Origin of the sequence: Streptomyces sp. A2-16 (genome assembly GCF_018128905.1) — a bacterium.
Classification (GTDB): domain Bacteria; phylum Actinomycetota; class Actinomycetes; order Streptomycetales; family Streptomycetaceae; genus Streptomyces.
Genome location: NZ_CP063808.1, coordinates 8,107,340 through 8,131,897 on the forward strand (window position 1 = coordinate 8,107,340; position 24,558 = coordinate 8,131,897).

24 protein-coding genes and 1 pseudogene are annotated in these 24,558 nt (G+C 71.5%); 13 read left to right on the forward strand and 12 right to left on the reverse strand.

All coding sequences use genetic code 11. The features are described from left to right. Nucleotides 1-2 precede the first annotated feature (2 nt). A complete protein-coding gene (locus IOD14_RS36410) occupies nucleotides 3-899 on the reverse strand; it encodes a helix-turn-helix domain-containing protein (protein ID WP_174269121.1) in 897 nt (298 codons plus the stop codon). Between the two features lie 101 nt (nucleotides 900-1,000). Between IOD14_RS36410 and IOD14_RS36415 the strand changes: the two genes are divergently transcribed. Together IOD14_RS36415 and IOD14_RS36420 are read left to right on the forward strand one after the other, a co-directional pair. Beyond that, entirely contained in the window at nucleotides 1,001-2,428 is a 1,428-nt protein-coding gene (locus IOD14_RS36415; protein ID WP_123989028.1) for an MFS transporter, read from the forward strand. An 87-nt stretch (nucleotides 2,429-2,515) separates the two neighbouring features. After that, a complete protein-coding gene (locus tag IOD14_RS36420) occupies nucleotides 2,516-2,722 on the forward strand; it encodes a hypothetical protein (RefSeq protein WP_123989029.1) in 207 nt (68 codons plus the stop codon). A gap of 6 nt (nucleotides 2,723-2,728) precedes the next feature. Here the strand turns inward: IOD14_RS36420 and IOD14_RS36425 are convergent, their stop codons facing one another. The 4 genes from IOD14_RS36425 to IOD14_RS36440 form a co-directional block, all read right to left on the reverse strand. Further along, the gene (locus IOD14_RS36425; protein WP_123989030.1) at nucleotides 2,729-3,316 is read right to left on the reverse strand and encodes a TetR family transcriptional regulator; all 588 of its coding nucleotides are present in this window, start codon (nucleotides 3,314-3,316) and stop codon (nucleotides 2,729-2,731) included. 26 nt (nucleotides 3,317-3,342) lie between these two features. Further along, nucleotides 3,343-4,353: an aldo/keto reductase gene (locus tag IOD14_RS36430; RefSeq protein WP_212672529.1), complete on the reverse strand. Its 1,011-nt coding sequence runs from the start codon at nucleotides 4,351-4,353 to the stop codon at nucleotides 3,343-3,345. A gap of 93 nt (nucleotides 4,354-4,446) precedes the next feature. Next, nucleotides 4,447-5,058: a LysE family translocator gene (locus IOD14_RS36435; protein ID WP_123989032.1), complete on the reverse strand. Its 612-nt coding sequence runs from the start codon at nucleotides 5,056-5,058 to the stop codon at nucleotides 4,447-4,449. Between the two features lie 80 nt (nucleotides 5,059-5,138). Continuing rightward, on the reverse strand, nucleotides 5,139-6,521 hold the full coding sequence (locus IOD14_RS36440) for a glycine--tRNA ligase (protein ID WP_123989033.1): 1,383 nt from the start codon (nucleotides 6,519-6,521) through the stop codon (nucleotides 5,139-5,141). 131 nt (nucleotides 6,522-6,652) lie between these two features. Here IOD14_RS36440 and IOD14_RS36445 point away from each other — a divergent pair, with 131 nt between their 5' ends. The 5 genes and pseudogenes from IOD14_RS36445 to IOD14_RS36465 all read left to right on the forward strand — a co-directional run bounded on the left by IOD14_RS36445 (nucleotide 6,653) and on the right by IOD14_RS36465 (nucleotide 12,035). After that, entirely contained in the window at nucleotides 6,653-7,600 is a 948-nt protein-coding gene (locus IOD14_RS36445; RefSeq protein WP_123989034.1) for a metal ABC transporter substrate-binding protein, read from the forward strand. Continuing rightward, nucleotides 7,597-8,373, forward strand: coding sequence for a metal ABC transporter ATP-binding protein (locus tag IOD14_RS36450; RefSeq protein ID WP_174269122.1), 777 nt, complete (start codon nucleotides 7,597-7,599; stop codon nucleotides 8,371-8,373). Before IOD14_RS36445 ends, IOD14_RS36450 begins: the two co-directional genes overlap by 4 nt. Beyond that, entirely contained in the window at nucleotides 8,373-9,275 is a 903-nt protein-coding gene (locus IOD14_RS36455) for a metal ABC transporter permease (protein ID WP_212672530.1), read from the forward strand. Before IOD14_RS36450 ends, IOD14_RS36455 begins: the two co-directional genes overlap by 1 nt. A 58-nt stretch (nucleotides 9,276-9,333) precedes the next feature. Then, complete coding sequence (locus IOD14_RS36460) at nucleotides 9,334-9,750, forward strand: transcriptional repressor (protein ID WP_123989037.1); 417 nt, start codon at nucleotides 9,334-9,336, stop codon at nucleotides 9,748-9,750. A 150-nt stretch (nucleotides 9,751-9,900) separates the two neighbouring features. Next, a pseudogene (locus tag IOD14_RS36465) lies at nucleotides 9,901-12,035 on the forward strand (M4 family metallopeptidase). Nucleotides 12,036-12,067: 32 nt separating this feature from the next. On the opposite strand, the gene IOD14_RS36470 reads toward IOD14_RS36465, so the two are convergent. Beyond that, nucleotides 12,068-12,916: an isoprenyl transferase gene (locus tag IOD14_RS36470; RefSeq protein WP_120052350.1), complete on the reverse strand. Its 849-nt coding sequence runs from the start codon at nucleotides 12,914-12,916 to the stop codon at nucleotides 12,068-12,070. A 19-nt stretch (nucleotides 12,917-12,935) separates the two neighbouring features. Next, complete coding sequence (gene recO, locus IOD14_RS36475; protein ID WP_123989039.1) at nucleotides 12,936-13,688, reverse strand: DNA repair protein RecO; 753 nt, start codon at nucleotides 13,686-13,688, stop codon at nucleotides 12,936-12,938. Between the two features lie 179 nt (nucleotides 13,689-13,867). Between recO and IOD14_RS36480 the strand changes: the two genes are divergently transcribed. Then, nucleotides 13,868-14,470: a hypothetical protein gene (locus IOD14_RS36480; protein ID WP_212672531.1), complete on the forward strand. Its 603-nt coding sequence runs from the start codon at nucleotides 13,868-13,870 to the stop codon at nucleotides 14,468-14,470. Here the strand turns inward: IOD14_RS36480 and IOD14_RS44610 are convergent. Continuing rightward, entirely contained in the window at nucleotides 14,355-14,663 is a 309-nt protein-coding gene (locus IOD14_RS44610) for a hypothetical protein (RefSeq protein ID WP_249126156.1), read from the reverse strand. The two genes, IOD14_RS36480 and IOD14_RS44610, sit on opposite strands and share 116 nt — an antisense overlap. Nucleotides 14,664-14,930: 267 nt before the next feature. On the opposite strand from IOD14_RS44610, the gene IOD14_RS36485 reads away from it, so the two are divergent. Further along, entirely contained in the window at nucleotides 14,931-16,436 is a 1,506-nt protein-coding gene (locus IOD14_RS36485; protein WP_212672532.1) for an alpha/beta hydrolase, read from the forward strand. Nucleotides 16,437-16,548: 112 nt separating this feature from the next. Then, complete coding sequence (bla, locus tag IOD14_RS36490; RefSeq protein WP_249126324.1) at nucleotides 16,549-17,415, forward strand: class A beta-lactamase; 867 nt, start codon at nucleotides 16,549-16,551, stop codon at nucleotides 17,413-17,415. 4 nt (nucleotides 17,416-17,419) lie between these two features. Here the strand turns inward: bla and IOD14_RS36495 are convergent, their stop codons facing one another. After that, nucleotides 17,420-17,845 (reverse strand): protein phosphatase, encoded by a 426-nt coding sequence (locus tag IOD14_RS36495; protein WP_123989044.1) that lies wholly within the window; start codon nucleotides 17,843-17,845, stop codon nucleotides 17,420-17,422. 81 nt (nucleotides 17,846-17,926) lie between these two features. On the opposite strand from IOD14_RS36495, the gene IOD14_RS36500 reads away from it, so the two are divergent. From IOD14_RS36500 to IOD14_RS36510, 3 genes are all read left to right on the forward strand, one after another. Continuing rightward, the gene (locus IOD14_RS36500) at nucleotides 17,927-18,454 is read left to right on the forward strand and encodes a SigE family RNA polymerase sigma factor (protein WP_123989045.1); all 528 of its coding nucleotides are present in this window, start codon (nucleotides 17,927-17,929) and stop codon (nucleotides 18,452-18,454) included. Nucleotides 18,455-18,459: 5 nt separating this feature from the next. Next, the gene (locus IOD14_RS36505; RefSeq protein ID WP_212673474.1) at nucleotides 18,460-19,374 is read left to right on the forward strand and encodes a hypothetical protein; all 915 of its coding nucleotides are present in this window, start codon (nucleotides 18,460-18,462) and stop codon (nucleotides 19,372-19,374) included. Between the two features lie 94 nt (nucleotides 19,375-19,468). Then, complete coding sequence (locus IOD14_RS36510) at nucleotides 19,469-20,473, forward strand: dihydrodipicolinate synthase family protein (protein ID WP_249126157.1); 1,005 nt, start codon at nucleotides 19,469-19,471, stop codon at nucleotides 20,471-20,473. Here IOD14_RS36510 and IOD14_RS36515 read toward each other — a convergent pair. Genes IOD14_RS36515 through IOD14_RS36525 form a run of 3 tightly spaced genes read right to left on the reverse strand, consistent with a single transcriptional unit; the run spans nucleotide 20,427 to nucleotide 24,444 of the window. Then, nucleotides 20,427-21,092: a response regulator transcription factor gene (locus tag IOD14_RS36515; RefSeq protein WP_123989046.1), complete on the reverse strand. Its 666-nt coding sequence runs from the start codon at nucleotides 21,090-21,092 to the stop codon at nucleotides 20,427-20,429. The genes IOD14_RS36510 and IOD14_RS36515 overlap by 47 nt on opposite strands. Beyond that, complete coding sequence (locus IOD14_RS36520; RefSeq protein WP_123989047.1) at nucleotides 21,089-22,372, reverse strand: sensor histidine kinase; 1,284 nt, start codon at nucleotides 22,370-22,372, stop codon at nucleotides 21,089-21,091. The genes IOD14_RS36515 and IOD14_RS36520 overlap by 4 nt, the downstream gene beginning before the upstream one ends. Continuing rightward, nucleotides 22,369-24,444, reverse strand: coding sequence for an MMPL family transporter (locus IOD14_RS36525; RefSeq protein ID WP_212672533.1), 2,076 nt, complete (start codon nucleotides 24,442-24,444; stop codon nucleotides 22,369-22,371). The genes IOD14_RS36520 and IOD14_RS36525 overlap by 4 nt, the downstream gene beginning before the upstream one ends. Nucleotides 24,445-24,558: the final 114 nt, after the last annotated feature.

The following is a 24,558-nucleotide window of genomic DNA, read 5'->3' on the forward strand; positions in this document are numbered from 1 at the left end:
GCTCACGCCGGGACGGCGGGCGTCCGTTCCAGGGCGATCGCGTGCAGCTTCTCCAGGCGTCGGCGGGACTCCTCGTCGGCGGGGGCGTAGGTCACCATGCGCGGCCCGGCCTCGGGACCCAGCCACAGGTCGGTGTGCTCGACGGAGACATCGCCGACGTAGCGGTTCCTGAACTCCTTGCGGCGGCTCCGGTGTTCGACGACCTCGTGCCGGTCCCAGACCTCGCGGAACTCCGGGGACTCCGCGCGCAGCCGCTTCAGGAGCATCTTCCAGCCCGGTTCGGCGAGGTGTCCGGCCATGGTGGCACGGAAGCGGGCGGCCATCAGGCGCTGCACCTCGGGGAGATGGACGATCGAGGAGCGCCAGTCGTCGTGGGTGTAGGAGAGGATCATGCAGTTGCGGTCCTCGGGCGGCACCGCGTCCAGGTCGCACAGCAGCAGGCCGTAGGTGCGGTTGTAGGCGAGGATGTCGTACCGGCTGTTCTGCACACAGGCCGGGACCGGCTCCAGCTGTGCGAGGACCTGCCGGATGGCGGGGGTGATCGACGGGCAGACGGTGGCGGGCGTCGGGTCGACCGCCCCGGCGAGCTGGAAGAGGTGCGAGCGCTCGCTGGGGTCGAGGAGCAGCGCGCGGGCGAGGGCGTCCAGGACCTGCACCGACACCTGGATGTCACGGGCCTGCTCCAGCCACGTGTACCAGGTGACGCCGACCGCGGAGAGCTGGGCGACCTCCTCCCGGCGCAGGCCCGGGGTGCGGCGCCGGCGGCCGCGGGGCAGGCCGACCTGCTCGGGGGCGATGTGCTCGCGGCGGTGGCGCAGGAAGGCGGCGAGTTCATGGCGCCGGATCTCCGCGGGGGACGCGGACGCGGGTACGGCGGTCTCCTGGGCCATGGTCGTCATGCCTCCAGCCTGCCGCCACCCGGACCCTGTTGCCAGGTGGTTCTTCTACCAGGATAAGAAAACTCTGGTACCCCTCTGGGAGCGGGCGCAGGCTCCATGGTGTGACGACCGAAACCACGACTCCACGCCCCGTCCGCGCCGCCGCGCCACCCGAGCTGGGCGGCCTCGGACTGTTCACGGTGCTGCTCGCCGCCGCACTCCCCCTCATCGACTTCTTCATCGTCAACGTCGCCCTGCCCACCATCGGCGCGGACCTCTCCGCGAGCGAGTCGGTCCTCGAACTCGTCGTGGCGGGCTACGGGTTGGCGTACGCCGTCCTGCTGGTCCTCGGTGGCCGGCTCGGCGATCTCTTCGGGCGGCGCCGGCTCTTCCTGGGCGGCATGCTGGCCTTCGGCCTGACCTCGCTGGCGTGCGGGCTCGCGCCGACCGCGTGGACGCTGGTCGCGGCGCGGGTCGCGCAGGGCGCCGCGTCGGCCGCGATGCTGCCGCAGGTCCTCGCCACCATCCAGTCGGCGACCGCCGGACCCCGCCGGGCGCGGGCGATGGGCCTCTACGGCGCCACCGCCGGCCTGGCGATGGTGGCGGGCCAGATCCTCGGCGGTGTCCTGGTGGCGGCGGACATCGCGGGCACGAGCTGGCGGGCGGCGTTCCTGGTGAACGTCCCGGTCGTGCTGGCCGGTCTGCTCCTCGCGGCCCGTACGGTCCCGGAGACCCGCTCGCCGCGCCCCGAGCCGGTCGACGGTCCGGGCACGGTCCTGCTGGCGGCGACCCTGCTGGCGCTGCTGGCCCCGCTGACCGAGGGCAGGGCGGCGGGCTGGCCGCTGTGGACGTGGCTGTCGCTGGCCGCGTTCCCGTTCCTGGCGGCGGCGTTCTTCGCGGTGGAACGCGGGGCGGACCGCCGGGGCCGTACACCGCTGGTTCCCCCGAGCCTGTTCGAGCTGGTGTCGCTGCGCCGCGGCCTGCTGCTGATCCTGCCCTTCTCGATGGGCTTCGCGGGCTTCATGTTCGTGATCGCGGTGGCCCTCCAGGAGGGAGCGGGCCGCAGCCCGGTCCAGGCGGGGCTGGCCCTGGTCCCGCTGGCGGTGACGTTCCTGTTCACGTCGATCGCCGGGCCGCGGCTGATCGCCCGGTACGGCACCCGGGTGGTGACCGCGGGCGCGCTGATCCAGGGGGTCGGCCTGGGCCTGATGATCCTGGCCGCGCACTTCTCCTGGCCGGACCTCGGCCTGCTTCCCCTGCTGCCCGGCGGCGCGATCGCGGGAGTCGGCCAGGCGCTCCAACTGCCCGTGGTCTTCAGGATCGTCCTGTCCGAGGTGCCGCCCGCGCGGGCCGGTGTGGGCAGCGGTGTGATGGTGACCACCCAGCAGGCCTCCCTGGCCCTGGGCGTCGCCACCCTCGGCAGCCTCTTCCTCGCCCTGGTACCGGGCATGGGCATGCGGGACGCCCTGGTCACGACCCTGCTCGTGCAGTTGGTGGGGGTGGCGCTGACGGGACTGCTGAGCCTGCGGCTGCCGCGTGTCGTCGACTGAGCCCGCTCACGATTCGACCAACTCACGGTGAAGGTTCTCCTGTTGATGTTGGTCTTGCAGCACACTCCTCGTCGGAGGCGAGGCGTCATGGTGCAGACCAGCACGAGCAAGGTGAGCCGGTGGGACCAGCACGGGCGCGAGCATGTCGTCCAGGTGCTCCGCAAGGGCCCGCAGCGCACGATCAGATGCGACACCTGCGGGTGGCGCAAGGCCGCGCAGTTCCTGCCCTGGCTGAAGGCGGAGGAACATCTGGCGCAGGCGCACCAGGCGACGGTGGACCCGTCCCAGACGTAGCGGCCGTCAGGCCCTGAGACCGCGTGTGAGCAGGTCCACCACTGCCGTGAACTCCTCCTCCACGCCCGGCTGTTCCCACTCCCGGGCGTAGCAGGGGTCGTGGAAGCGGCCGGTGGCCTGGAAGAGGGCGCGGGCCGTGGTGGCCGGGTCGGTGACGGTGAAGGTGCCCGCGTCGGCGCCGTCCTGGACGATGCGGGTCAGCTGGCCGGTCAGCTCGGTGATGTGCTCGATGACCGCCTCGACGTTCTCGCCGGTCAGGACCGTGTACGTGGCGAACAGTTCCGGATCGTCGCCCGCCTTGCGGCGCTTGGCCTCGAAGAGCGCGGCGAGCCAGTCCCGCAGCCGGGTCTGCGGGTCGCGGTCCGCCTCGGCGATCGCGGCCAGCATGCCCGTCGCCCGGTCCAGCCACCGCTTCGTCACTGCTTCCCGCAGCGCCGCCTTCGTCCGGAAGTGCCGGTAGACGCTGCCGTGGCTGACGCCGAGCGCGCGGGCCACGTCGACCACGGTGGCCTTGGCCGGGCCGTGGCGGCGCAGCACCTCCTCGGTGGCTTCGAGGATGCGCTCGGCGGTCAGGGTCTCGGTGGTCGGTGCCATGTCCTAGACCGTACCGGGCGCCACGGTCAGCGCTCGCTGTCCAGATGGGCCATCGCGGCGGGCGCGTACCGCTCACCGGCGGCCGCGTCGGCGGGCACGGCCGCCTCGATCGCGGCCAGGTCGTCCGCGTCCAGTACGACGTCCAGGGCGCCCAGCGACTCGGTGAGCCGCTCCCGGCTGCGGGCGCCGATCAGCGGGACGATGTCCTCGCCCTGGGCGAGCACCCAGGCGATGGCGATCTGCGCGACCGAGACGCCCTTCTGCTCGGCGAGCTTGCGCAGGGCCTCCACCAGGTTCAGGTTGTGCCGGAGGTTGTCCCCCTGGAAGCGGGGCGAGTGGGCGCGGAAGTCGTCCGTCCCGAGCCGCCGGTCGGCGGTGAAGTGGCCGGAGATCAGGCCACGGGACAGGACTCCGTACGCGGTGATCGAGATGCCCAGCTCGCGGGTGGTCGACAGGACGGACCGCTCGATGCCCCGGCTGATCAGGGAGTACTCGATCTGGAGGTCCGCGACGGGCGCGGTGGCCGCGGCCCGGCGGATCGTCTCGGCGCCGACCTCGCTGAGGCCCACGTGCCGGACGTAGCCCTGCTCGACGAGTTCGGCGATCGCGCCGACCGTCTCCTCGATCGGGACGTCGGGGTCGAGCCGGGCGATGCGGTAGACGTCGATGTGGTCGACGCCGAGGCGCTGGAGGGAGTACGCGGCGAAGTTCTTCACGGCGGCGGGGCGGCCGTCGTAGCCGGCCCATTCGCCGCCGGGGCCGCGCAGGGCGCCGAACTTGACGCTCAGCAGGGCCTGTTCGCGCCGTGCGGCGGGCGCGGTGCGCAGCGCCTCACCGATCAGCATCTCGTTGTGCCCCATGGCGTAGAAGTCGCCGGTGTCGAGCAGGGTCACGCCCGCCTCCAGGGCGGCGTGGATCGTCGCGATGGACTCCGTGCGGTCCGCGTCGCCGTACAGCGCGGACATGCCCATGCAGCCGAGGCCGAGGGCGGAGACCTGGGGGCCGGTGGTTCCGAGGGTTCGGGTTCGCATCGTCATGCCGCCCACCCTGCCATGACAGCTGACAGATTTCAATATCTGTCAGCTGTCAGCTGCCGCCCGCCGTCACCTGCCGCCGCCGTTCCTCCGCGTTCACACGTCGGTCGTGGCCAGCTTGGCCCCCAGCAGCACGAAGGACCCCGCGAACGTCCGCCGCAGCCACGCCATCACCCGGGGCCGTGAGATCACATGGGTGCGGACCGAGGCCGCGAGCACCCCGTACCCGGCGAAGACCACGAAGGTGGCCAGCATGAAGACCCCGCTCAGGGCGAGCATGCGCGGCAGGGCGTGCGGTTCGGCCGGGCTCACGAACTGGGGCAGGAACGCGAAGAAGAAGATCGTCAGCTTCGGGTTGAGGAGGTTGATCAGCACCCCTCGGACGATCACCCGGCCCGCGGACCGGGGCGCGCCGTCCCGGTCGACGTCGATCACCTCCTTGTCCCGCACGGTCGCCCAGGCCATGTACAGGAGGTAGGCGACCCCGGCGTACTTCACCGCCTGGAACGCCACGGCACTGGCGTTCAGCAGTGCGGCGAGCCCGGTGACGCCGGCCAGGACGTGCGGCACGATCCCGAGGGTGCAGGCGAACGCGGCGACGACGCTCGCGCGACGGCCGCGGGAGAGCCCGGCGGCCAGCGTGTAGACGACACCGGTGCCGGGAGTGGCGACCACCACGAGGGTGGTGAGGAGGAAGGCGAGGCTCATGGGGCCAGCCTGGACACGCAGCGGCCCCCGATACAGGACCAAAGAGGGACCTGTATCGGGGGCCAGTGACAGCAGGGGACCTAGCAGCCGACGAGGCGGCCGGCCAGGTAGCCCTCGATCTGGTCCAGCGACACCCGCTCCTGCTTCATGGAGTCCCGCTCGCGGACCGTCACCGCGTTGTCCTCGAGCGTGTCGAAGTCGACGGTCACGCAGTACGGCGTGCCGATCTCGTCCTGGCGGCGGTAGCGGCGGCCGATCGCGCCGGCGTCGTCGAACTCGATGTTCCAGTTCTGGCGCAGCGCGGCGGCGAGACCCTTGGCCTTCGGCGACAGCTCGGGGTTGCGGGACAGCGGCAGGACCGCGACCTTCACCGGGGCGAGGCGGTGGTCGAGGCGCAGCACCGTGCGCTTCTCCAGCTTGCCCTTGGCGTTGGGGGCCTCGTCCTCGACGTAGGCGTCGAGCAGGAACGCCAGCATCGCGCGGCCGACACCGGCCGCGGGCTCGATGACGTACGGCGTCCAGCGCTCGCCGGCCTCCTGGTCGAAGAAGGAGAGGTCCTGGCCGGAGGCCTTGGAGTGGGCGCCGAGGTCGTAGTCGGTGCGGTTGGCCACACCCTCCAGCTCACCCCACTCGTTGCCGCCGAACTGGAAGCGGTACTCGATGTCGGCGGTGCGCTTGGAGTAGTGCGAGAGCTTCTCGGCCGGGTGCTCGTACCAGCGCATGTTCTCCTCGCGGAGACCGAGGCCCGTGTACCAGTTCCAGCGCTGCTCCATCCAGTACTCCTGCCACTTCTCGTCCTCGCCCGGCTTGACGAAGAACTCCATCTCCATCTGCTCGAACTCGCGGGTGCGGAAGATGAAGTTGCCGGGCGTGATCTCGTTGCGGAAGGACTTGCCCATCTGCGCGATGCCGAACGGCGGCTTGCGGCGCGAAGTGGTCTGCACCTGGGCGAAGTTGGTGAAGATTCCCTGTGCGGTCTCGGGACGCAGGTAGGCGATGGAGCCGGTGTCCTGCGTCGGGCCGAGGTGGGTGGAGAGCAGACCCGAGAACTGCTTGGGCTCGGTGAACTGGCCCTTGTTGCCGCAGTTGGGGCAGTTCACGTCCGCGAGGCCGTTCTCCGGGGCGTGCCCCTTCTTGGCCTCGTACGCCTCCTCCAGGTGGTCCGCACGGAACCGCTTGTGGCAGGAGGTGCACTCGGTCAACGGGTCGGAGAAGGTGGCCACGTGACCGGAGGCGACCCAGACCTCGGGGGCCAGGATCACGGACGAGTCGATACCGACCACGTCCTCGCGGGACGTCACCATGTAACGCCACCACTGGCGCTTCAGGTTCTCCTTGAGCTCGACACCCAGCGGTCCGTAGTCCCAGGCGGCGCGCTGACCGCCGTAGATCTCACTACAGGGGAAAACGAAGCCCCGGCGCTTGCTCAGGCTGACGATGGTGTCGATCTTGTCGGCGGCCACGGTGCTCTCTTCATGACGAATGGACGGCAGCGAATGCCTCAGGTTACCGGCGCCGCCACCCCCCGTATCAAATCGGTTCGCGACCCGGACTTTGTTGACAACGGTTTCCATATTTGATGAAAATGACTGTCATGAACGTACGACGCCGCCTCATACCCACGGTCGCTGCCGCCGGCGCCCTCGCCGCCCTCTCCGCGTGCTCCACCGACAGCGCCGCCGCGGGCAACACCGACAAGTTCGACGTCGTCGCGTCCTTCTACCCGATGGCCTTCCTCGCCGAGCAGATCGGCGGGGACCACGTGCACGTCACCAGCCTGACCCAGCCCGGTCAGGAGCCGCACGACCTGGAGATCAGCGCCAAGCAGACCGCGCAGCTCCAGGAGTCCGACGCGGTGCTCTACCTGAAGAACCTCCAGCCCTCCGTCGACGACGCGGTCTCCCAGTCCGAGATCAAGACCAAGATCGACGCGGCCGCGCTGACCTCCCTGGAGGAGCACGGCAACGAGGTCGGCGGCCACGCGGCCGAGCACGACGACGAACACGGCGAGGAATCCGGCGGCAAGGACCCCCACATCTGGCTCGACCCGGTGAAGTACTCCGAGGTCGCCAAGGGCGTCGGCGCCGCCTTCGAGAAGGCCGACCCCGACCACGCCGCCGACTACAAGGCCAACACCGCGGCCCTGGTGAAGAAGCTGGACGCCCTGAACACCCAGTTCAAGGACGGCCTCGCGAACACCGGCACCAAGGTCTTCATCACCACCCACGCCGCCTTCGGCTACCTCGCCGAGCGCTACGGCCTCACCGAGGAGGCCATCAACGGCCTCGACCCCGAGTCGGAGCCGAGCGCCGACCGCGTCAAGGACCTTGAGAAGATGGCGAAGGCCGACGGCGTCACGACCGTCTTCTACGAGACGCTCGTCAGCGACAGGACCGCGAAGACCATCGCCTCCGACGCCGGGCTGAAGACGGACGTCCTCGACCCGATCGAGGGCATCACCGAGAAGTCCCGCGGCAAGGACTACTTCTCGGTCCAGGAAGCCAACCTCAAGGCCCTGCAGGGCGCCCTGGGAGCGAAATGACACCGGAGGACGGCATGACCGAGCCCGTCGTCGCGCTGCGCGGAGTCCGCGCCGATCTGGGCTCGCGCCCCGTCCTGCGGGGCATCGACCTCACCGTGCACCGCGGTGAGGTCGTCGCGCTGCTCGGCGCCAACGGCTCCGGCAAGTCCACCGCGATCCGCACGATCATCGGCCAAGTGTCCGCGGCCGCCGGGGAGATCGAGCTCTTCGGCACCCCGCGCGGGCGCTTCAGGGACTGGGCGCGGGTCGGCTACGTCCCGCAGCGCACCACCGCCGCGGGCGGGGTCCCCGCCACCGTCACCGAGATCGTCTCCTCCGGGCGGCTGTCCCGCGCCCGCTTCGGCGTCCTGCGCAGGGCGGACCACGAGGCCGTACGACGGGCCCTGGAGCTGGTCGGCATGGCGGACCGCGCGAAGGACTCGGTCAACGCCCTCTCCGGCGGCCAGCACCAGCGCGTGCTGATCGCCCGCGCCCTCGCCGCCGAACCCGAACTCCTGATCATGGACGAGCCGATGGCGGGCGTGGACCTGGCGAGCCAGGAGGTGCTGGCGCGGACGCTGAAGGAACAGGTGGCCCAGGGCGCCACGGTCCTGCTCGTCCTGCACGAACTGGGCCCCCTCGAACCGCTGATCGACCGCGCGGTCGTCCTGCGGGACGGTTGCGTCCTGCACGACGGTCCTCCCCCACGCGCGGTCGGTCAGCACGCCCTGCCCGGCCACGACCACGTCCACCCCCACGAGCACGAGCCGATGCGCACAGGACTGCTGAGCTGATGGACTTCCTCGACTACGCCTTCATGCAGCGGGCCCTGCTCGCCGCCGTCCTGGTCGGCATCACCGCGCCCGCCGTCGGCATCTACCTCGTCCAGCGCCGCCAGGCCCTCATGGGCGACGGCATCGGCCATGTCGCGATGACCGGCGTCGGCCTCGGCTTCCTGCTCTCCTGGTCGCCGGTGTGGATGGCGACCCTGGTCTCGGTGCTCGGCGCGGTCCTCATGGAGCTGATCCGCTGGTACGGCAAGACCCGGGGCGACATCGCGCTCGCGATGCTCTTCTACGGCGGTATGGCCGGCGGCGTGATGTTCATCAACCTCGCACCCGGCGGCTCCAACGCCAACCTGACCTCGTACCTGTTCGGCTCCCTGTCGACGGTGAGCCAGTCCGACGTGACCGCGATCTGCGTGCTGGCCGCGTTCGTCGTGCTCGTCACCCTCGGGCTGCGCAGGCAGCTCTTCGCGGTCAGCCAGGACGAGGAGTTCGCCCGGGTCACCGGTCTCCCGGTGCGCGCGCTCAACCTGCTGACGGCGGTCACGGCCGCGGTGACGGTGACCGTCGCCATGCGGGTGGTCGGACTGCTGCTGGTCAGCGCGCTGATGGTGGTGCCGGTGGCGGCGGCGCAGCAGCTCAGCCGGAGCTTCGCGGCCACCTTCGCCATCGCGGTCGCGATCGGGGTGACCGTGACGATCGGCGGCACCGTGACCTCGTACTACCAGGACGTGCCGCCCGGCGCGACGATCGTGCTGCTGACCATCGCCGCCTTCGTCCTGCTGACCGCCCTCGCCACCCCGCTGGCCCGGCGCCGCGCCCGCGCGCTCGCCGCCCGGCAGCCGGCCGGAGACCCCGCCGAGTGTGCGATTCCGGCCACTCGGGAACCGGAGGGCACGGTCGGCGTCTGACCGGGCACAGGCCGGGCTGGCACAATGGCCCGGCAGGTGCCGAACGAAGGAGGAACCCGTGACGACCGCAGGACCGCCCGTGAAGGGCCGCGCCACCCGGCAGCGGGCCGCCGTGGCGGCGGCCCTCGACGAGGTCGACGAGTTCCGCAGCGCGCAGGAACTGCACGACATGCTCAAGCACAAGGGCGACGCCGTCGGTCTGACCACGGTCTACCGGACCCTCCAGAACCTCGCCGACGCGGGCGAGGTCGACGTCCTGCGCACCTCCGACGGCGAGTCCGTCTACCGCCGCTGCTCCTCCGGCGACCACCATCACCACCTGGTCTGCCGGGTCTGCGGCAAGGCCGTGGAGGTCGAGGGTCCGGCCGTCGAGAAGTGGGCCGACGCGATCGCCGCCGAGCACGGCTACGTCAACGTGGCGCACACCGTGGAGATCTTCGGCACCTGCGCGGACTGCGCTGCCGCCCAGGCCTGACCCACAAGCGACTCACAGCGGAGCCGAGGGATAACCCTTGGCTCCCACTCCACTGCATGACATGACCCGGACAACCGTGCCACTCTCCTGCCAGCTCTCACGCAGTTCCCGCACGGCACCTCCACCCCCGTCGTCGCAGTAGGAGTACGAGTGAGACCCTCCCCACGAAGATCCGCCCTCGCCGCGTCCCTGGTGGCCGCCGCGTCCCTCCTCGCCGTAGGCGTCCAGACGGTCCCCGCCGCCGCCGGGCCCGCCTCCCCCCACCCCAGCCCGCTGCGCACCGGCGGCCTGGAGGCCAAGCTCTCGCCGGCCCAGCGCACGGCACTGATCAAGAGCGCGTCCGGCAGGGCCGGGGCGACCGCCGACTCCCTGGGCCTCGGCGCCAAGGAGAAGCTGGTCGTCAAGGACGTCGTCAAGGACAACGACGGCACCCTGCACACCCGCTACGAGCGCACCTACGACGGCCTGCCCGTCCTCGGCGGCGACCTGGTCGTGCACACGCCCCCGGCCTCGACGGCCGCCGGCACCGTGAGCACCACCTTCAACAACAACCGCCGTACCGTCTCGGTCAAGTCCACGACCGCCGCCTTCGGCAAGGCGGCCGCCGAGACCAAGGCGCTGAGGACCGCCGAGGCGCTCAAGGCCGAGAACCCCGCCGCGCAGAGCGCCCGCAAGGTGATCTGGGCCGGCTCGGGCACCCCGAAGCTCGCCTGGGAGACGGTGGTCTCCGGCTTCCAGGACGACGGCACTCCCAGCAAGCTGCACGTCATCACCGACGCCACGACCGGCGCCGAGCTCTCCCGCTTCGAGGGCGTCGAGACCGGCACCGGCAACAGCCAGTACAGCGGCACGGTCACCCTGGGCACCACGCTGTCCGGGTCGACGCCTTCTGGGACGACGACTGCTTCTGCATGACCTACGGCGACGGCTCGGGCGGCACCCACGCGCTGACCTCGCTGGACGTGGCCGGGCACGAGATGACCCACGGCGTCACCTCGAACACGGCGGGCCTCAACTACACCGGCGAGTCCGGCGGCCTCAACGAAGCCACCTCCGACATCTTCGGCACCGGCGTGGAGTTCTACGCGAACAACTCCTCCGACGTCGGCGACTACCTCATCGGCGAGAAGATCGACATCAACGGCGACGGCACCCCGCTGCGCTACATGGACAAGCCGAGCAAGGACGGCGGTTCGGCGGACAGCTGGTACTCGGGGGTCGGCAACCTCGACGTGCACTACTCGTCCGGGCCCGCGAACCACATGTTCTACCTGCTCTCCGAGGGCAGCGGCACCAAGACCATCAACGGCGTCACCTACACCAGCACGACCTCCGACGGGGTCGCCGTCGCCGGGATCGGCCGGGCCGCCGCCCTGCAGATCTGGTACAAGGCGCTGACGACGTACATGACGTCCAGCACCACCTACGCGGGCGCCCGCACCGCCGCCCTGAACGCGGCCGCCGCCCTCTACGGCAGCAGCTCCACGCAGTACGCCGGAGTCGGCAACGCGTTCGCCGGCATCAACGTCGGCAGCCACATCACCGTGCCGTCGACCGGCGTGACGGTGACCAACCCGGGCAGCCAGACCTCGACGGTCGGCACGGCCGTGAGCCTCCAGATCGGCGCGAGCAGCACCAACAGCGGCTCACTGACCTACGCGGCCACCGGTCTGCCCACCGGGTTGTCGATCAGCTCCTCCACCGGTGCGATCTCCGGTACGCCGACGACCGCGGGGTCGTACAGCACGACCGTCACGGTCACCGACAGCACCGGGGCCACCGGCACGGCGTCCTTCACCTGGACCGTGAACGCCGCCGGCGGCGGCAGCTGCACCTCGGCGCAGCTGCTGGGCAACGCGGGCTTCGAGTCCGGCAACACGACCTGGACCGCGTCCAGCGGTGTGATCACCAACGACAGCGACCAGGCCGCCCGCACCGGCTCCTACAAGGCGTGGCTGGACGGCTACGGCTCCACCCACACCGACACGCTCTCCCAGTCGGTGACCGTCCCGAGCGGCTGCACGGGCACGACGTTCACCTTCTACCTGCACGTCGACACGGCGGAGACCACCACCAGCACCCAGTACGACAAGCTGACGGTGACCGCCGGTTCGACGACCCTGGCCACGTACTCGAACCTCAACGCGGCCAGTGGATACGTCCAGAAGTCCTTCAGCCTGTCGGCCTTCGCCGGTCAGACGGTCACCCTGAAGTTCACCGGTGTCGAGGACTCCTCGCTCCAGACGAGCTTCGTGATCGACGACACGGCGGTGACGACGAGCTGATCCCTTGAGTGACGAAGGGCGGGTCGGGGGCCTCAGGCCTCCGGGTCGCCCTTCATCGCTTCCTCCATGGCGAGCAGCTCCTCGTTCGGGACGGCCCCACCGAAGCGGCGGTCCCGGGAGGCGAACTCGACGCAGGCCCGCCACAGGTCACGGCGGTCGAAGTCGGGCCACAGGACGTCCTGGAAGACCATCTCGGCGTAGGCGCTCTGCCAGAGCAGGTAGTTGGAGGTGCGCTGCTCGCCGCTGGGCCGCAGGAAGAGGTCCACGTCGGGCATGTCCGGGTAGTACAGGTACTTCGCGAGGGTCTTCTCGGTGACCTTGGACGGGTCGAGGCGGCCCGCCTTCACGTCCTCGGCGAGGGCCTGCGCGGCATCGGCGATCTCGGCGCGGCCGCCGTAGTTCATGCAGAAGTAGAGGGTCAGCTTGTCGTTGTCCTTGGTCTGCTCCTGGGCGACCTGGAGCTCCTTGGCGACGGACTTCCACAGCTTGGGCATCCGGCCCACCCAGCGCACCCGGATCCCGAGCTCGTCGAGCTGGTCACGGGTCTTGCGGATGAAGTCGCGGTTGAAGTTCATGAGGAAGCGGACCTCGTCGGGCGAACGCTTCCAGTTCTCGGTGGAGAAGGCGTAGAGCGAGATGTTCTTCACGCCGGCCTCGATCGCGCCCTGCAGCACGTCGAGGACCCGCTCGGCGCCGACCTTGTGCCCTTCCGTCCTCGGCAGGCCGCGCTCCTTGGCCCAGCGGCCGTTCCCGTCCATGACGATCGCCACGTGCTCGGGGATCAGCTCACCGGGGAGCTTGGGCGCGCGGGCCCCGGACGGGTGCGGCTCAGGCGTCCTGTACTCGCGGCGCTGACGACCGAGGATCCCGCGTACGACCATGGTGGTTCTCGTCTCCCTCTCAGGGTTGCTTCTCTACGTAGCGCAGGGATCTCAGCCCGCGCTCCATGTGCCAGTGCAGGTAGGCGGACACCAGCCCGCTGCCCTCCCGGACGTGCCGCGGCTCGCTCGCGTCCGCGGTCTCCCAGTCTCCCGTAAGCAGCGCGGCGAGAAGTTCCAGGGTCTGCGGCGACGGTACGACGCTGCCGGGCACCCGGCAGTCCACGCAGACCGAGCCTCCGGCGGCCACCGAGAAGAAGCGGTTCGGGCCGGACATGCCGCACTTCGCGCAGTCGCTGAAGCTGGGGGCGTAGCCGTTGACCGCGAGGGAGCGCAGCAGGAAGGCGTCGAGGACGAGGTGGGGCGCGTGCTCGCCCCTGGCGAGGGTGCGCAGGGCGCCGACCAGCAGCAGGTACTGCTGCACGGCGGGCTCGCCCTCGTGGTCGGTGAACCGCTCGGCGGTCTCCAGCATGGCCGTCCCGGCGGTGTACCGGGCGTAGTCGGCGACGATCCCGCCGCCGTAGGGCGCGATGGTCTCGCTCTGGGTGCACAGCGGCAGCCCGCGCCCGACCAGTTCGCTCCCCCGGGCGAAGAACTGCACGTCGACGTGTGAGAAGGGCTCCAGCCGCGCGCCGAACTTCGACTTCGTCCGCCGCACCCCTCGGGCCACGGCCCGCACCCGCCCGTGCCCGCGCGTGAGCAGCGTGATGATCCGGTCCGCTTCCCCGAGCTTCTGCGTCCGCAGCACGACCCCGTCGTCCCGGAAGAGACTCATCGCACACCCCCGCGGGTGCCCGATCGGGGTCGCCGCCCCCCGGGGAGGCCCGGCACGATCCGGTCCGCCTCACCCGGCGTCCGGGTGCGCAGCACGATGGCGTCGTCGCGGAACAGATGCATGAGCCCATTCTCGCCTACCCGGGAACCGTGCCCGCCGCAGTCCGGTACACAGCTCCCATGACCTCCGGAACACCTGATCTCGTCGCGCTGTGGCAGCGCTTCACCGACTGGCTCGGCGCGCACGCACCGGCGGACCTCGCCACGCTGCGGCCGGGCTGCGCGGACGGTGAGCTCGGGCGGCCGGCGGACGGGCTCGGCTTCGCCGTGCACGACGACATGGCTGCGACTCTGGAGCTGCACGACGGAGTCGTCGCGCGGCGGGCCAGTACCGAACCCGGCGCCTTTCTCCTCGATTACGGCCTGCTGGACGTCGACGGGATCCTGGAGGCGCACCGGGATCTCGTCGCGACGGTGGAGGACGCCCTCGAGGAGGGCGAGGAGGACCTGGTCGTCGGCCGGACGGCCGACATCCGGTGGGTTCCCCTCGCCCGGAACATCTGCGGGGATCTGCTGTTCGTGGACCACCGGCCGCAGCACGCGGGAGAAATCGGGGAAATGTCGTTCGGTGATCCCGAGTACCGCATGCTGTGGCCGCGCATGGATCTCATGCTCGTGGATCTGTGCGAGGCACTGGAGAAGCGGACCCCGGTGACCTGTGTCCCCCGGATTCCCCGTCTGCACGAGGGGCGGATGCTGGAGTGGCCGGTGGCGGCGCGGTGACCGTGGGCCGCTCTGCCGGGGCGGCTTCCCGTACCGCGTCCGGCGCCGCGTCCCACTCCCTGCCGCCGCCGTACGGTCTGAGCTGGACGTACGGCCCCTCATGCCCCATCACGACGCCGAACCTCCCGGTACGGGTGTCCACGACGTACGAACCCACGGGCATTTTCGTCACCGATTCCCTCCCGACTCCCATTCTCCCGAACTCCCCCGCCTTTTCGGGTTTCACTCGTCCTTTGCAAGGATGTTTGTCATGGCCAATGGTTCACCGCGGCTGTCCGTGCGGAACCTGTACGAGACAGTTCGATCAAGCCATTCGAAAACCGCGCGGATAATGTCTGCGCGGGTCGGCGAATGTCCGCGCAGGGGGAATTCCGGAGCCGGTGGCATGGGGTAAACCCCCGTGCCGACACGGCAGTTGGCCGGATGGGGGGAACGCGCGGGCTCGGCGAGGCTCATGGCCATGAAGCAGATGACGAAAGGCCTCGCCCTGATCACCGCCGCCTCCGGTGTCGTCCTCGGTGTCCTGACCCCGCTGTCCGCCTCCGCCACCGTCTCCGACTCCACCGCCGCCGGCTCCGGTGCCCCGGCTCTGAAGTGGACCAAGTGCGCGGGCAGCGGCGTCGATCCGCGCCAGCGGTGCGCGACCGTCGCCGTGCCGATGGACTACGCCGACCCGGACGGTCCGAAGATCGGGATCGCCGTCTCCCGCATCCGCAGCGAGAATCCCGGCGCCCGGCGCGGTGCCCTGCTGCTGGTCCCCGGCGGACCCGGCGGCGACAGCATGAACGACCCCTCCGGCAAGGGGCAGAAACTGCCGAAGAAAGTGCGGGACGCCTACGACCTGATCGGCTTCGCGCCGCGCGGGATGGCGCCCTCGACGGCCGTCGACTGCGGGCTCGAGCACCGGGACCTGGCCCGTACCACGCTCCTGCCCTGGCCCGCCGCGGACGGCTCGGTCGAGGCGAACATGGCTGCGGCAAAGCGCGTCTCCGAGGCGTGCGCGCGCAACGGCAGCGAGCTGATCCGGCACATCAGCACCCTCAACGAGGCCCGTGACCTCGACCGCGTGCGGGCCGCGCTCGGCGAGCGCAAGGTGTCCATGTGGGGCGTGTCGTACGGGACCTATGTCACCGACGCCTACCTCCAGTTGTTCCCGCGGCGCACCGACCGGGTCGTCCTGGACAGCAACGACGACGCGGACCCCGTCCTCGCGGAGCGGGCCTGGCTCGCCGCGTTCGAACGGGGCGCCGAGGACAACTTCCCCGAGTTCGCCAAGTGGGCCTCCACGCCCGGCAATCCGGACCGGCTGGCCGACACGGCCGCCGAGGTGCGCCCGCTCTTCCTGCGCCTGGCCGCCCGCCTGGACCGCGAGCCGATCCCCTGGCCCGGCGCCAACCCCGAGGAACTGAACGGCAACGTCCTGCGCCAGACGATGCTCGACTCCTTCTACGACCCGGACGACTACCCGGCTCTCGCCAAGCTGATCCTCGCCGCACGCAAGGGCACGGGCCCGCCCGCGCCGGCCGGGCCGCCCGAGGCCGTGCTCCAGAACGTCACCGCCGTCGGCGCCGCCACCATCTGCAACGACGCCGACTGGCCGAGCGACCCGGCGGTGTACCGCGAGGACGTGGCGAGGAGCCGTGCCGCGTTCCCGCTGACCGGGGGCATGCCGAGGAACGCGATGACGTGTGCCGCCTGGCCCTGGGAGCCGAGGGAGGCGCCGGTGCATGTCACCGACCGCGGTCCGGCCGACATCCTGATGGTCCAGAACGAACGGGACGTGGCCACCCCGCTCAGCGGTGCCCTCAAGCTGCGCGCGGCACTCGGCCGACGTGCCGTCATGGTCCTCAACGACTCCACCGGCCATGACGCCTACCTGGGCAACGGCACGGCGTGCGGCGACGCGGCGGTGTCCCGCTTCCTGGCCACCGGCAAGCGCCCCGCCGAGGACCTCCACTGCGAGTGAGCGCACCACTCGCCACGGCGGCGCAACCAAGGGATGACCGGCGGCGTCGGTCAATGCGGAGATCGACTTCATTCCCCGAACGAAGGAGAGCGAGATCTTAGGCTCCGGAAAGCTGTCCCGACGCGCCCTGCTGGCCGGTGCGGCCGGTGCGGCCACGCTCCTGACCGGCACGGCCGCGTACGCCGCCGACGGTGTCGCCGCCCGGCTGCGCGCCCTGGAGGAGCGGTACGACGCCCGGCTGGGCGTCTTCGCGCACCACGTCCCGACCCGCCGGTCCGTCCGCTACCGCGCCGACGAGCGCTTCCCCATGTGTTCCGTGTTCAAGGCCGTCGCGGCCGCCGCCGTGCTGCGCGACCTCGACCGGCACGGCGAGGTGCTGGCCCGCCGCATCCACTACACCGAGGACGACCTGGTGATCCCGGGCTCGGACCGGACGGCCGAGCACCTCGCGGAGGGCATGACGATCGCCGAGCTCGCCGAGGTGGCCATCACCTACAGCGACAACACGGCCGGCAACCTCCTCCTGCGGGAACTCGGCGGCCCCACCGCGATCACCCGCTTCGCCCGTTCCCTCGGCGACGGGGTGACCCGGCTCGACCGCTGGGAGCCCGAGCTCAACACCGCCGAGCCGTGGCAGCGCACGGACACGACGAGCCCGTACGCCATCGGCCGCACCTACGGCCGGCTGGTCCTCGGCGACGCCCTGGAGCGCCGGGACCGGGAGCTGCTCACGCACTGGCTGCTGAGCAACACGACCAGCGTGAACCGCTTCCACGCGGGTCTGCCGAAGACCTGGACGATCGCCGACAAGACGGGCAGCGGCTCCTACGGCACGGCCAACGACGTGGGTGTCGTGTGGACCGGGGACGGCGACCCGATCGTCCTGTCCGTGCTGTCGACCATGCCCGAGCCGGACGCCGTACGCGACGACGCGCTGGTCGCCGACGCGGCCGCGGTGGTCGCCGGCGTGCTGGGCTGAGGGCTCAGAACCGCCGGACGTACCGGCGCTGCCAGGGCGTCTCCACCGCTCGCCGGTCGTAGTGCTCGCGCACGTAGGCGACCGCCGTCCCGGGCGGCACGCCGTCCAGAACCGCCAGGCAGGCGAGGGCCGTTCCGGTGCGGCCCTTGCCTCCGCCGCAGGCGATCTCCACCCGTTCGCCGGCGGACCGCCGCCAGGCCTCGGTGAGCACCTCCCGGGCCTCCGCGCGGTCCGCGGGCAGCCGGAAGTCCGGCCAGCGAAGCCAGCGGGCCTCCCAGGCGACCTCCGGCGGCCTGTCACCGAGCAGATAGACGCCGTACGACGGTGTCGGCGCGGCCGGATCCAGCCGGTTCCGCAGTCCTCGTCCCCGCACCAGGCGTCCTGACGGCAGCCTGAGGATGCCCGGCCCCTGTTCCTCCCACCCGTTCATGGACACATTCGAACCCCTCGTCGTCGCACGGGCAACCGAATCGGCTCCCCCCGTGGTCTGAGGGGCGAGGGAGGGTGCTAGATGCAGGCCGAACAAGAGGATCGGTTCCAGGAATTCGTCAGAGCCAGATGGTCGCACCTCGTGCGGACCGCCTATCTGCTCACCGGCGACGCCCATCACGCCGAGGACCTGACGCAGACGGCGCTGGCGAAGGCGTACCGCTCCTGGCGGCGTGTCTCGGGCAGCGACAACCCTGAGGCTTACGTCCGGCGGATGCTCGTCACGTGCAACAGCGACCGATTCCGCAAGCGGCGCGTGAAGGAGTCGCTCACCGACGCGCCGCCCGAGCGGGCGGGCCGGGACGAGTCCGTGGCACGGGTCGACGAGCGGGGTGTCCTGCTGGGGGCGCTGGCCGGACTGCCGCCCAGGCAGCGGGCGGTGGTCGTCATGCGCTATTGGGAGGACCTGTCGGAGGCGGAGGTCGCCGAGGTGCTCGGCTGCTCGCCGGGCACGGTCAAGAGCCAGGCGTCCAAGGGGCTGGCGAAGTTGCGCACGTATCCGGGGCTCGCGCAGGTCATGGACCGCGCCCCGCAGGGAGGCACGAAATGAGCGACATGAGTGAAGGGGAGCGGGACTTCGAGGAGCAACTGCGGGAACTGCTCTCCGAGGACGCCTACACGATCCGGCCCTCGCCGGTGCCGTATCCGCAGATCCGCCGCCAGGGCGTGGCCGAGCGGCGCCGCCGGGTGGTGATGGCCGGGGCGGCCCTGGTGACCCTGGCCGCGGTGCCGGTGGGGGCGTTCGCGGTGGGCGGCTCGGGAGCGGGGGCGACGGAGCCCTCGACTCCGGCCGCGGCATCCGCGAGCCCCACGACGGTGTCCACCCCCTCCCCCACGCCCAGCGGCCCGGCGGGACCGGCCACGGCGGGGCAGCTCCGGGACGGGATCACGCTGGACCAGGCGGCGCGGGGGCTCGACAAGTGCCTCGCCTACGACCGGGACCGCGTGGCCCACGGCGGCACCGCGAACGCGGACCTGGGCAAGGCCGACGAGTACCGGATCATCCTGGCGCTCAACAGCACCGGTGACTCCAACTCGCCCGGTGACGGCATGTTCGTGGTCGCCGTGAAGGAGAAGCCGAAGGAGACCCGGCTGGTCTGCAACATCAAGGACGGTGAGGCTTCCGGGCTGAACACCAGTGTCGGCAGTGACCGGCTGCCGGACTCCCCGCCCGTGCTGGCCGACATCAACGCCAACAAGCTCTACCAGCAGTCGTTCCTGGACAAGGGCCACTGGAAACTGCCGTTCGGGTGGGGCTTCATCGGCACGGTCGATCCGACGGTGGCCAAGGTGACCGTCTCCTACGGCGGCGCCGACAGCCAGGCGGTCCTCGACCACGGCTGGTTCGTCGCCTCCGGCACCCTGACCGAGCAGGTCACCAGGAGCCCGCACCTCAAGGGCTACGACAAGGACGGCAAGCTGATCTACGACTCCGACGAGGACAAGACGTACATGCGCGACCTGCCGTAGCGAGGCACATCGGGTGTGGGGGCGCCGTACAGGGGTCGGCGCCCCCTCACCTCGTGCGGGAGGATCGGTGGACGGCCGATCCCGAGGAGCCCCGATGATCCTTCCCGCCCCGCTGACCGGTGTCGTCCCGCCCGTCTGCACGCCGTTGACACCGGACCGCGAGGTGGACGTGCCCTCGCTGCTCAGGCTCGTCGATCATCTCGTCGCGGCCGGGGTGCACGGGCTGTTCGTGCTGGGCACCTCGTCCGAGGCGGCCTTCCTGACCGACGATCGGCGCAGGCTGGTGGTCGAGGCGGTGACCGGGCACGTCGGGGGCCGGCTCCCGGTGCTGGCCGGGGTGATCGACATGACGACGGCCCGGGTCCTGGACCATGTGCGGGCCGTCACGGCGGCGGGCGCCGACGCGGTCGTCGTCACGGCGCCCTTCTACACCCGGACCCATCCGGCGGAGATCGCCCGCCACTTCCGGCTCGTCGCGGCGAGCAGCCCGGTCCCGGTCATCGCCTACGACCTCCCGACGGGCGTGCACACCAAACTGCCCGCGGAGCTGATCCTCGACCTGGCCGCCGAGGGCGTCCTGGCCGGCCTCAAGGACTCCAGCGGCGACCTCGCCGCCTTCCGTACGGTCGTCTCCGGCGCCCGCGCCCATCCCGGCATCACCGGCTTCAGCGCCCTGACCGGCTCCGAGGTCGTCGTCGACGCGGCCCTCGCGGTCGGCGCGGACGGGGCGGTGCCCGGTCTCGCCAACGTCGACCCTGAGGGGTACGTCCGTCTCGACCGGCTGTACCGGGCGGGCGACCTGGAGGGGGCCCGCGCCGAACAGGAGCGGCTGTGCGCCCTGTTCGGCATGGTGACCGTGGGCGACCCGGCCCGCATGGGAGCCTCCTCGTCGGCCCTGGGCGCGTTCAAGGCGGCGCTGCACCTGCGGGGCGTGATCGACTGCCCGGCGACGGCGGAGCCACAGGTGCCGTTGTCGGCGGCGGAGGTGGAGCGGGTGGGGGAGTTCCTGGCCGCGGCCGGGCTCCTTCCGGGCGCTCCGGCCGGGGGCACCGTCACATGGCCCCCGGAGTCACCATCCCCGACTCGTACGCCACGATGACCAGTTGCGCCCGGTCCCGTGCCCCCAGCTTCCCCATGATCCGGCTGACGTGGGTCTTCGCGGTGAGGGGGCTCAGGCCCAGTGTGTCGGCGATCTCCGTGTTGTTCAGGCCCCGGGCGACCAGCGCGAGCACCTCGCGTTCCCGGTCGGAGAGGCACTCGGGGCCGCCGCCCGGCACGGGGACCGTCGGGCTGCGCAGGAACCGTTCGATCAGCCTGGCCGTCGGTCCCGGGGAGAGCAGCGCCTCGCCGGCCGCGACCGTGCGGATGGCGTCGAGGAGTTCGGCGGGCCGGGTGTCCTTGACGAGGAAGCCGGAGGCTCCCGCGCGCAGCGCCTCGACGATGTTCTCGTCGGTGTCGTAGGTGGTCAGGACGAGTACCCGCACTCCGGCGAGCTCCTCGTCGGCGGCGATGAGCCGGGTCGCCTCGATGCCGTCCAGGTCAGGCATGCGGATGTCCATCACCACGAGGTCGGGCCGCACTTCGCGCACGGCCCCGACGGCCTCCCTGCCGCTGGCCGCCTCTCCGACGACCTCCATGTCCCGCGCCGACTCGACGAGCATGGCGAACGCGGCCCGCACCAGGGTCTGGTCGTCGGCGAGCAGCACGCGGATGGTCATACGGTTCCCTCCCCCACGGTGAGCGGCAGTGCCGCCGTCACCTCGAACCCGCCGTCAGGGCGTGGTCCGGCGTCGAGTGTGCCACCTACGCTGCGGGCCCGCTCGCGCATGCCGACCAGTCCGAATCCTGGGGTGTGGCCGGGGGTGGGCCCGGTGCCGTCGTCGGTCACCGACACGCGCAGGGCGCCCGGTTCGTCGTACAGCCTGAGGCGTACGGCGGGTTCGGGTCCCGCGTGCCGGACCGCGTTGGTGAGCGCCTCCTGGACGATCCGGTAGGCGGCGGCGCCCACCGCGGGCGGCGGGTCGGTGCGGATGCGCAGGTCCTGTTCGACGCGGGCGCCGGCGAGTCGGGCGGCCGCGACGAGGTCGGGCAGGCCGTCGAGGCCGGGCAGCGGGCCGCGGGTGTCCGTGAGGCCGTGTTCGCGCAGCACCTCCAGCGTCGTACGGAGTTCGCCGCGCGCGGTCCGGCAGGTCTCGGCGATGTCGTCGAGGGACTTGGCGACGGCCTCCCGGTCGAGGCGTTCGGGGTCGGCGGCCAGGACGTGGGCGGCGACGGAGGTCTGCACGCCGATCAGGGTGATGGTGTGGGCGAGCAGGTCGTGCAGGTCGCGGGCGATGCGCAGGCGTTCCTCGGCGACCCGGCGGCGGGCCTCCTCCTCGCGGGTGCGTTCGGCGCGGACGGCGCGTTCGACGATGGAGGCGACGTACTGGCGGTAGTAGCGGACGTCGATGCCGCAGAAGAGGACGGCGATGATCCAGCCGGAGATCCGCAGCAGTTCGACGGCCTGATGGGTGCTGACGGTGAGCATGACGCTCGTGGAGAGGCCGACGACGGTGACGCCCGTCAGGACCGTGCGCAGCGGGCGGCCGGTGACGGCGACCGTGTAGAGGGCGACGTAGGCGACCGGGGTGGGGGCGAGGTGGTTGTTGTCGAGGGCGTGGTAGGGCACGATCAGCGCCACCGTCGCGGCCAGCACGAGCAGCGGGCGGCGTCGCCGCCACACGATCGGCACGTGGGCGGCCAGCAGCAGCGTCCAGCCGAGGGCGTCCGGGCGGCGGGCCTCGTCGGTGAACAGTCCGACGCACACGGCGGCCACCGCCAGCACGGCGGCGAGCAGCGCGTCGTTGCGGGTGCCGTGCGGGGCGGTCCGCGGGTCGCGGTTGACGGCCGCCATGACGCGCTCGCCGAGTCGGGGTCCGGTGGTCTGCTGCACGGTGTCATCCTCGGGGAGGAAGGCGCCCTTCCGGGAGGGAAGGGCGCCCTGGAGTGACCTCGTCACACGGGTTCCGGCTGGCGCTCGGCCCGTACCGGCGGCTCGGGCGCCCGGGACAGCGGCCCCGGCCACCACACCTTCCGGCGCAGTGCGACGGCCGCGCTGGTGACCAGATAGGTCCGCACGAGGAAGGTGTCGAGGAGCACGCCCACCGCGATCACGAAGCCCAGTTCGACGAGTGGGACCAGCGGCATGTTGGTGAGCACCGCGAAGGTGGCCGCAAGGACCGTGCCCGCCGAGGCGATGACCCCGCCGGTGGTGCGCAGCGCGGTGAGGGCCGCGGTGACCGGTTCGACGCCGGCCAGGGACTCCTCGCGCATGCGGTGCATCAGGAAGATGCCGTAGTCGACGCCGAGGGCGACCAGGAACACGAAGGACAGCAGCCCGAGCCCCGGGTCGGTGCCCTCGAACCCGAACACCGGCCCGAAGACCAGCCCGCCGATGCCGAGGGCGGCGGCCCACACGGCGACCACGGCGGCCACCAGGAGCAGCGGCGCGACGAGGGACCGCAGCAGGGCGATCAGGATGAGCAGCACCGAGACGAGGACGATCGGCACGACGATCATGCGGTCCCGTGCGTTGGTGTCCTTCAGGTCGAGCTGTTCGGCGCTGGGCCCGCCGACGTAGGAGCCGTCGAGGGTGTCGCGCAGGGCCTTGATGGTCGCGGTCTCCCCGGCGGACTGGGGGGCGTTCACGGCGGTGACGGAGATCTCGGTCCAGCCGTCCCCGGTGCGCCCCGTGCGGGCGCTGTCGACGCCCTCGGTGCCGCGGATCCGGGCGAGGGCCGCGTCGGCGCGGTCGTCCGGGGCGATGACGGTGATGGGCTGGGTGCCCCGCTCCGGGTAGGCCGCGGCGAGCGTCCGCATGGCGGCGACGGCGTCTGGCCTGCTGGTGAAGGAGTCCTCCTGCTTGAGGCTGCCGGGCAGGTTCAGCACGCCCAGCGCGAGCGCCCCGAGGAGCACGGCCCCGCCGGCCAGCACGGTGAGCGGCCGCCGCCCGGCCGAGCCGCCCATCGCGGCGAACAGCGACCGGCGGGCCTTGGGTGTGCTGCCGTAGCGCGGCACGAGCGGCCAGAAGACCCGGCGGCCGAGCAGGACCAGGACCGCGGGCAGCAGCGTCATCATCGCGGCGAGCGCGACCAGTACCCCGACCGTGCCCAACGGGCCCATTCCGCGGCTGCTGTTGAGGTCGGCGGCGAGCAGACAGAGCAGGCCCGCGGCCACGGTCCCGGAGGAGGCGAGCACGGCGGGCCCGCAGCCCTTCAGCGCGGCCGCCATGGCGTCGTACGGCCGCTCGGTGCGCCGGAGTTCCTCCCGGTACCGGGAGACGAGCAGCAGGGCGTAGTCGGTGCCGGCGCCGAACACCAGGATCGTCATGATGCCGCCGCTCTGACCGGTGACGGACGTCCCGAACCCCTGGTTGAGCCCGTAGGCCACGCCTCGCGCGAGGAACTCCGACATGCCCGCGACCCCGAGCGGCACCAGCCACAGCAGCGGACTGCGGTAGATGAGGATCAGCAGCAGGGCGACGACCGCGGCGGTGGTGTAGAGCAGCGGTCCGCCGAGCGAGTTGTAGACCTCGGCGGCGTCGGTGGCGAGGGCTCCTTCCCCGCCGACCTCGACGCTCAGGCCGTCCTCGCCCTTCGCGACGTCCCGCACGTCGTTGACGAGCCGGTCGCGGGCCTTCTCGTCGGTGCCCGGCTCGGTGCTGGCGACGGGGTACATCACGGTGGTGCCGTCCGCGGACGGTATGCCGCGCGGTACGGCGGTGAGCGTGTGCTCGTCCGCGATCCGCCCGATCTGCCGGGCGGCGGTGGCCTTGTCGGCCGCCGTCAGTCCGCCGTCCCGGTGGTAGACGACGACCATCTGGGTGGCCTCGCCCCCGGGCAGCCGTTCCTGGATCTTCGCGACCTGCGTCGAGTCGGCGCTCGCCGGCAGGTAGTCCACGGCCCGGTCCCGCTGTACGTCCGCGAGCTTCGACGCGAACGGCGACACGGCCGCCAGGACGACGATCCACAGCCCCAGCACGAGCCAGGGCACGGCACGTCGCCGCCGTGCGCTCATCTTTGCGGCCCCCATCGACGGGCCTCCCTCCGGTCGGACGTCTGGGTCGGTTCCAGACTTCCGGCGAAAGGGCCTTCGTTCGTCGGGCGGGAGGGCGAGTCGGGGGGTACTGCCAGGGGTGGCCCGGGG

Coding starts and splice junctions, on each gene's coding strand:
- IOD14_RS36410 (WP_174269121.1), bottom strand. CDS start 899: ATGACGACCATGGCCCAGGAGACCGCCGTACCCGCGTCCGCGTCCCCC.
- IOD14_RS36420 (WP_123989029.1), top strand. CDS start 2,516: ATGGTGCAGACCAGCACGAGCAAGGTGAGCCGGTGGGACCAGCACGGG.
- IOD14_RS36425 (WP_123989030.1), bottom strand. CDS start 3,316: ATGGCACCGACCACCGAGACCCTGACCGCCGAGCGCATCCTCGAAGCC.
- IOD14_RS36430 (WP_212672529.1), bottom strand. CDS start 4,353: ATGACGATGCGAACCCGAACCCTCGGAACCACCGGCCCCCAGGTCTCC.
- IOD14_RS36435 (WP_123989032.1), bottom strand. CDS start 5,058: ATGAGCCTCGCCTTCCTCCTCACCACCCTCGTGGTGGTCGCCACTCCC.
- IOD14_RS36445 (WP_123989034.1), top strand. CDS start 6,653: ATGAACGTACGACGCCGCCTCATACCCACGGTCGCTGCCGCCGGCGCC.
- IOD14_RS36450 (WP_174269122.1), top strand. CDS start 7,597: ATGACACCGGAGGACGGCATGACCGAGCCCGTCGTCGCGCTGCGCGGA.
- IOD14_RS36455 (WP_212672530.1), top strand. CDS start 8,373: ATGGACTTCCTCGACTACGCCTTCATGCAGCGGGCCCTGCTCGCCGCC.
- IOD14_RS36470 (WP_120052350.1), bottom strand. CDS start 12,916: ATGGTCGTACGCGGGATCCTCGGTCGTCAGCGCCGCGAGTACAGGACG.
- recO (WP_123989039.1), bottom strand. CDS start 13,688: ATGAGTCTCTTCCGGGACGACGGGGTCGTGCTGCGGACGCAGAAGCTC.
- IOD14_RS36480 (WP_212672531.1), top strand. CDS start 13,868: ATGACCTCCGGAACACCTGATCTCGTCGCGCTGTGGCAGCGCTTCACC.
- IOD14_RS44610 (WP_249126156.1), bottom strand. CDS start 14,663: ATGGGAGTCGGGAGGGAATCGGTGACGAAAATGCCCGTGGGTTCGTAC.
- IOD14_RS36485 (WP_212672532.1), top strand. CDS start 14,931: ATGAAGCAGATGACGAAAGGCCTCGCCCTGATCACCGCCGCCTCCGGT.
- IOD14_RS36495 (WP_123989044.1), bottom strand. CDS start 17,845: ATGAACGGGTGGGAGGAACAGGGGCCGGGCATCCTCAGGCTGCCGTCA.
- IOD14_RS36500 (WP_123989045.1), top strand. CDS start 17,927: ATGCAGGCCGAACAAGAGGATCGGTTCCAGGAATTCGTCAGAGCCAGA.
- IOD14_RS36505 (WP_212673474.1), top strand. CDS start 18,460: ATGAGTGAAGGGGAGCGGGACTTCGAGGAGCAACTGCGGGAACTGCTC.
- IOD14_RS36510 (WP_249126157.1), top strand. CDS start 19,469: ATGATCCTTCCCGCCCCGCTGACCGGTGTCGTCCCGCCCGTCTGCACG.
- IOD14_RS36515 (WP_123989046.1), bottom strand. CDS start 21,092: ATGACCATCCGCGTGCTGCTCGCCGACGACCAGACCCTGGTGCGGGCC.
- IOD14_RS36525 (WP_212672533.1), bottom strand. CDS start 24,444: ATGGGGGCCGCAAAGATGAGCGCACGGCGGCGACGTGCCGTGCCCTGG.